The organism is Streptosporangium carneum (assembly GCF_027922005.1).
Taxonomy (GTDB): domain Bacteria; phylum Actinomycetota; class Actinomycetes; order Streptosporangiales; family Streptosporangiaceae; genus Streptosporangium; species Streptosporangium carneum.
Window position 1 is genome coordinate 65,731 of record NZ_BSEV01000040.1, and the last position, 6,035, is coordinate 71,765.

The window sequence follows — 6,035 nt, forward strand, 5'->3', positions numbered from 1 at the left end:
GTGTCATCCTTTCCGTCGGTCTGCACGACCTCAGGTCCGGTGATTCTGCACCGCAAAGCCCCCGCATAACAAGGCTTTTCGCACAGTGTGCCCATCCCGGGCGACGGGTGTCCACAGTCGCGAGCGGAGGGCGGGGGGAGTTCGCATCAGTGACAGAAGAGCCGACATCGACGCCTATCCCAGATGAGCGGACCGGGTTACGGTCTCGGCCATCGACCCGCCGAAAAAGGCGCGAGGAGCCGCAATGGATCGCACCGGACAACGCCGTAAAACCAAGATCGTCGCCCTCGTCGCTTTAGGGCTCCTGCTCTCGGCTTGCGGCACCGCCACGAAGTCCCCGACCACCCCGGCCGCCCAGAGCGGCGCAGGTCAGGGCGACCCGGGTCAGCCCGTGCGAGGCGGCAACCTGACCGTTCGCCTCGCCCAGGACCCGGGCTCGCTGGACACCGTGCAGAACAGCAACGCCGGGACCAGCTACCTGGGCCACGAGATCTTCGAGTCGCTGGTCGCCATCGACGCCGACTACCAGCCACAGCCCGTGCTGGCGGAATCATACAAGAAGAGTGACGACGGCCTGACCTACACCTTCACTCTGCGCAAGGGCATCGTGTTCTCCGACGGCTCGCCGCTGAAGGCCTCCGACGTGGTGGCCTCGATGCGCTACTGGGTGGACAAGGGCAGCTACGCCGGCTCGCTCAAGCCGGTGCTCAAGGACATCACCGCGCCCGACGACGGCACCGCGGTGTTCACCCTCAAGGCGCCGTTCAACCTCGTCGCGCTCATCGCGGCGAGCCACGGCAGCGGCATCCGCAAGGCGTCCGACGTGGCCGCCGCCGGCGCGACAGGGATCCCCCAGGATCACGTGATCGGCACCGGGCCGTACAAGCTGAAGTCCTGGACCGCCGGCCAGGAGATCGTGCTGGAGCGCAACGACAAGTACCAGCCGCCGTCCGGCACCTCCAGCGGCTACGCCGGGGCCAAGGGCGCCTACCTGGACACCATCACCTACAAGGTGGTCGCCGACCGCGACGCCGCGTTCAACGGCCTGCAGACCGGGCTGTTCGACGTCGCCGAGCCGTCGTACGACCAGTACGACCAGATCAAGCAGAACCCCAACCTCAAGGTGGGCGTCGAGGGCGCCGCGAACATCCAGTACGTCGCGCTCAACCACAACTCCGGCTCGATCTTCTCCAAGCAGGAGGCCAGGGACGCGATGAACATGCTCGTCGACAAGAAGGCGATCATGGACTCGCAGGGCGTGCCCGACCTGGTGCTGCCGAGCAACGGCGCGTTCGCCACGCAGACCAACAAGGCCATGTACTCCGAGGCCGGCAAGGCCAAGTGGGACCAGCACGACCCGGAACGGGCCAAGCAGCTGTTCGCGGCCGCGGGCCTGCGCCCCGACCAGACCATCCGGATGATCACCACGGACGAGTTCCCGCAGTTCAAGGACGCACTGGTGATCATCCAGGACTCGCTGAAGAAGATCGGAATCAAGGCGACCATCGAGAGCTACGACTTCGCCACCCTGATGGGGCGCAAGAACAACGAGCCGAACAGCTGGGACGTGCTCGCGCTGATGGACGACGCCAACCCGCCCGTCCCGTCCTACAGCGACAACGTGCAGGGCATGGACAACATGGGCTACCCGAGGGACAAGCTCGCGCCGCTGCTCACCGCCTACAACGCGGCCAAGACCCCGGAGGAGCAGAAGCAGGAGCTCGACAAGATCCAGGCGTTCACCTCGGAGAACCTGCCCACGCTCACGCTGTACAACGCGAGGTCCTACGTGGCCTACAACCCGAAGGTGAACGGCTACGACGGATGGGGCCTGGAGTTCGCCAACGTGTGGCTGGCGAGGTAGCCCCTGATGCTGTGGGTCATCCTGCGCCGGTTGCGCGATCTGGTGGTCGTGCTGTTCGTGGTCGGCACCGTGTTGTTCTTCCTGCTGCGCTCGATCCCGGGCGACCCGGCCACGGTGCTCCTGGGCACCAAGGCCAGCCCGGAGCAGCTCGAACGGCTGCGCCAGGACCTCGGACTGACCGGGCCGCTGTACGAGCAGTATCTGCACTGGCTGGGCAACGTGCTGACCGGTGACTTCGGCACGTCCATCAAGTACAACCTCCCGGTCCTGCAGATGATCTTCGACAACATCACGCCCACGCTGACCCTGGCCGTCGTCAGCACGGTGATCAGTTTCCTGCTCACCGTGCTGATCGTCACCTGGGTCACCGTGGCGCCCCACAACCGGGTGGCCCGGCTCGTCAGCCGGGCCGCCCAGTTCGGGCTCGCCCTGCCGGAGTTCTGGCTCGCGCTGCTCGCGGTCTACCTGTTCGCGCTCACCTTCGGCTGGTTCCCGCCCAGCGGCTACACCCCGCTGTTCGCCGACCCGGCGACCGCGATCACCCAGCTGACGCTGCCGGTGGCGGTGCTCGTGATCGGGCAGACCGCGTTCCTCACCATCACCATGGAGGAGAGCGTGCTGGGCGAGCTGACCCAGCTGTACCTGCGCACCGCGCGGGCCAAGGGGGTCGGCGAGCGGCGGATCATGCTGCGGCACGTGCTGCCCAACTCCATGCTGCCGGTCCTCACCTCGGTGGGGCTGAACTTCGCCTCGCTGATCGGCGGCGTGGTCGTGATCGAGAGCATCTTCGTCATCCCGGGTCTCGGCACCACGCTGCTCGGCGCCGTCTACGCCCGGGACTTCCCGCTCATCCAGGGGGGTGTCATGTTCATCGCGTTCCTGTTCGTGCTGGTGAACCTGCTGGTCGACCTGGCGTACGCGCTGATCGACCCGAAGGTGCGGGTGTCGTGACCGCAGACCTCGTCACCGCGCCGCCCGCACCGGTTCCCGCCCGGATCCGCTCGTTCGCCCGGCGCAACCCCACGCTGGTCGTGACGGGCGGGCTGCTGGTCGCGATCACCCTGCTGGTCCTGGTGCTCCCGCCGTTCCTGCCCGATCCGGACGCCGCCGACCCGGTGAACCGGCTGCTGTCGCCGTCGGCGGAGCACCTGATGGGCACCGACAAGTACGGCCGCGACCTGTTCGCCAGGTGGGCGTCCGCCGGCCGGATCTCGATCGGGATGACCCTGCTGATCACTGTCTGCGCGGTCACGCTGGGCACGTCCATCGGCCTGGTCGCGGGCTACTTCGCGCGGGCGGGCACGGTGATCATGCGGATCGTGGACGCCTGGATGGCGTTCCCGTCGATCATCCTGGCGATCGTGTTCGCGGTCGTGGTCGGTCCCGGCATGATGAGCGAGCTGCTCGCCGTGACGATCATCTTCACCCCATACACGGCCCGGATCATCCGCAGCCGCGTCCTCGGCCTGACCACCCGCACCTATGTGAAGGCGGCGCGGGTGTCCGGCATGGGCCCGTGGAAGACCCTGGCCGTGCACATCCTGCCGAACACGCTGCCGCTCGCCGTGGTGCAGTGCGTGCTGCTGTCGGCCGGGGCCATGCTCATCGACGGGTCGCTCAGCTTCCTCGGCCTCGGCATCTCGCCGCCCACCGCCACCTGGGGGAACATGGTCGCCGACGGGCGCACCTACCTGCAGGGCCATCCGACCATGGTGCTGTTCCCCGGCCTGACCATCGCCCTGTTCGTGTTCCTGCTGAACCTCACCGGCTCAGCGCTGCGCGCGTTCGTCGATCCCCGGGCGAGGATGCTGCTCGACCAGCAGCGACGGCAACGGCGGTCCCGCCGGTGAGCGGAGCGGCGCACGCAGGCGAGGACACCCGGTGACCGCGCGCAGGCGAGGTCACCGGGTGGCACGCACGTGACCGCGGGCGGCCCCCCGGCCGGCCCGCCTCCGATCGCGCGGACCCGCAGGCTGCTCTTCACGCTCGGGGCGCTGTCGACGTTCGGCCCGCTGTCGATCGACCTGTACCTGCCGGCGCTGCCCGAGCTCGCCCGCCAGCTCGGGGCCTCGGACGGCGCCGCCCAGTGGACCATCTCGGCCTGCATGATCGGCCTGGCCGTCGGGCAGCTGTTCATCGGCCCGCTCAGCGACCGGATCGGCCGCAGGCGCCCGCTGTTCGTCGGGGTGGTGACGTACACGGCGGCGTCGCTGCTGTGCGCGGCGGCGCCGTCGATCGAGACGCTGATCCTGCTGCGTCTGGTGCAGGGGCTGGCCGGGTCGGCCGGGATGGTGGTGGTCGAGGCCATGGTCCGCGACCTGTACGAGGGGCGCCAGATGGCGCGCATCATGTCACTGCTGATGCTGATCGGCGGGTTCGCGCCGATCGTCGCGCCCGTCCTCGGCGGGCAACTGCTCTACATCGTCGACTGGCGCGGCCTGTTCGTCCTCCTGGCCGTGATCTCCGCGCTGCTGATACTCGCGGCGGTCACCCTGCCCGAGACGCTCCACCCGCAGCTGCGGCACGCGGGGGGCCTGCGCCGCGTGCGGGCCGGATTCTCCGCGGTGGCCCGCGACCGGCTGTTCGTCGGCTGCACCCTGGGCTCCAGCATCGGCAGCATCGCGCTGTTCATCTACATCTCGGTCAGCTCGTTCGTGCTCCAGGACGGTTACGGGGTGAGCCCGCAGACGTTCTCCCTGATCTTCGCGGTCAACTCGGTGGGCCTGATCCTGGGCGGCTGGGTCAACGCCATGCTCCTGCGCCGCTTCCCGCCGGAGCGGCTGCTCGTGCCGGAGGCGCTGGTCGCCGTCGTGGCCGGCGTCGGCACGGCCGTCGCGGCGGCGCTGCACGCCCCGCTCACGGTGTTCCTGCCGGCGCTGTTCGTCACGATCATGTCCGGTGGGCTGGCCTCGCCCAACGCGACCGCGCTCGCGCTGACCCGCCATCCGGCCAACGCGGGCACGGCCGCCGCGCTGCTCGGCAGCACGGGCTTCCTGTTCGGCGCCCTGTTCGCCCCGCTCGCGTCGCTGGGCGGCGCCAGCGCCGTCGCGATGACCGGCGGGATCGCCGTCGCCCGTGTCGGCTCCTGGCTCGCGTACGCGCTGGTGGCCAGGCCGCGTGCGAGCCACGCGCCCGGAGCCGCGCCCCGGACGTGCGACTCGGATCACGACTCACAGGCGTAGGTCGTGTTCACCCGCCCGCTCGTCCGTTCCGGAACCCGAAGCCGACGAACCGGAGCGGAGCGGGCTCCGCCGCGGCGGTGGCGACGCCGTGCCGGGTCAGGGCGATACCGGGCGGGTGGCCGACAGCGCGCTGACAGCGTGCTGAGTGCGCTTTGTGAGCGGCGGGTTGGAGGGTGGGACCGTCCGCGTCACCTATCACCCGGAGGAACGGGTCAATGTCCCAACGTGTTTTCTCGTCGGATCGAGCGGTGCGATCGCATTGGCCGCGCGCGGTCACGGCTTCGGCGCTGGCGGTGAGTCTGGCCGTGGCCGCGGCGTTCCCGGCTGCCGCCACGGCCACGCCGTCCGCGGCCTGGAGCGGCGCCAAGGCGCAGCGCGCTCAACTGCAGCAGTTGGCGCGGAATCTGGTGGACGCCGGGGCGCCCGGCGTGATCGTGCGGGTCGACGACGGCCGCGGCCGGCCGGTCGAGATCGCCGCGCAGGCCACCTGGACCAGGGGGGATCACCTGCTCAAGGCGGGGGACGAGTTCCGGATGGGGTCCAACACCAAGACCATGATCGCCACGCTCGTGCTGCAACTGGTCGCCGAGGGCAGGCTCGCCCTGACCGACCCGGTGGAGAAGTGGCTGCCGGGCAAGGTGCCCAACGGCAGGGCGATCACGTTGCGCATGCTGCTGAACCACACCAGCGGCCTGTTCGACTACACCGAGGACGCCTCGCTCCGGCCGTCGATCCTCGGCAGGGATCGGCGGCAGTGGACCCAGTTGAAGCTGCTCGCCGTAGGGGTGAAGCACGATCCGCTGTTCGCGCCGGGCGCGAAATGGTCCTACAGCAACACCAACTACGCCGCGATCGGCGCCGTCCTGGAGCAGGTCACCGGGGCGGACCTGGACGATCTGGTCCGGGACCGGATCGCCCGGCCGCTGAACCTCAAGCACACCTACTACGCCACGGACTCCACCTGGCGTGGCTCCCATGCCCACGGCTAC

General features: G+C 69.4%; 5 protein-coding genes. All 5 read left to right on the top strand.

All coding sequences use genetic code 11. The annotated features are described in order from the left end of the window. Positions 1-244 precede the first annotated feature (244 nt). The gene (locus tag PKF00_RS41380) at positions 245-1,864 is read left to right on the top strand and encodes an ABC transporter substrate-binding protein (RefSeq protein ID WP_271223245.1); all 1,620 of its coding nucleotides are present in this window, start codon (positions 245-247) and stop codon (positions 1,862-1,864) included. A 6-nt stretch (positions 1,865-1,870) separates the two neighbouring features. Next, a complete protein-coding gene (locus tag PKF00_RS41385) occupies positions 1,871-2,815 on the top strand; it encodes an ABC transporter permease (RefSeq protein ID WP_271223246.1) in 945 nt (314 codons plus the stop codon). Further along, positions 2,812-3,714: an ABC transporter permease gene (locus PKF00_RS41390; protein ID WP_271223247.1), complete on the top strand. Its 903-nt coding sequence runs from the start codon at positions 2,812-2,814 to the stop codon at positions 3,712-3,714. Before PKF00_RS41385 ends, PKF00_RS41390 begins: the two co-directional genes overlap by 4 nt. Positions 3,715-3,783: 69 nt before the next feature. Continuing rightward, positions 3,784-5,046 carry a multidrug effflux MFS transporter gene (locus PKF00_RS41395; RefSeq protein WP_271223248.1) on the top strand — a complete coding sequence of 421 codons (1,263 nt, stop codon included), beginning with the start codon at positions 3,784-3,786 and terminating at the stop codon, positions 5,044-5,046. Positions 5,047-5,294: 248 nt separating this feature from the next. Further along, positions 5,295-6,035 (top strand): serine hydrolase domain-containing protein (locus tag PKF00_RS41400; protein WP_271223249.1); only part of this gene is annotated, 741 nt, incomplete at its 3' end.

What these genes read in the sequence shown, in the direction of transcription:
- PKF00_RS41380 (WP_271223245.1), top strand. Translation starts at nt 245, where the DNA reads ATGGATCGCACCGGACAACGCCGTAAAACCAAGATCGTCGCCCTCGTC.
- PKF00_RS41385 (WP_271223246.1), top strand. Translation starts at nt 1,871, where the DNA reads ATGCTGTGGGTCATCCTGCGCCGGTTGCGCGATCTGGTGGTCGTGCTG.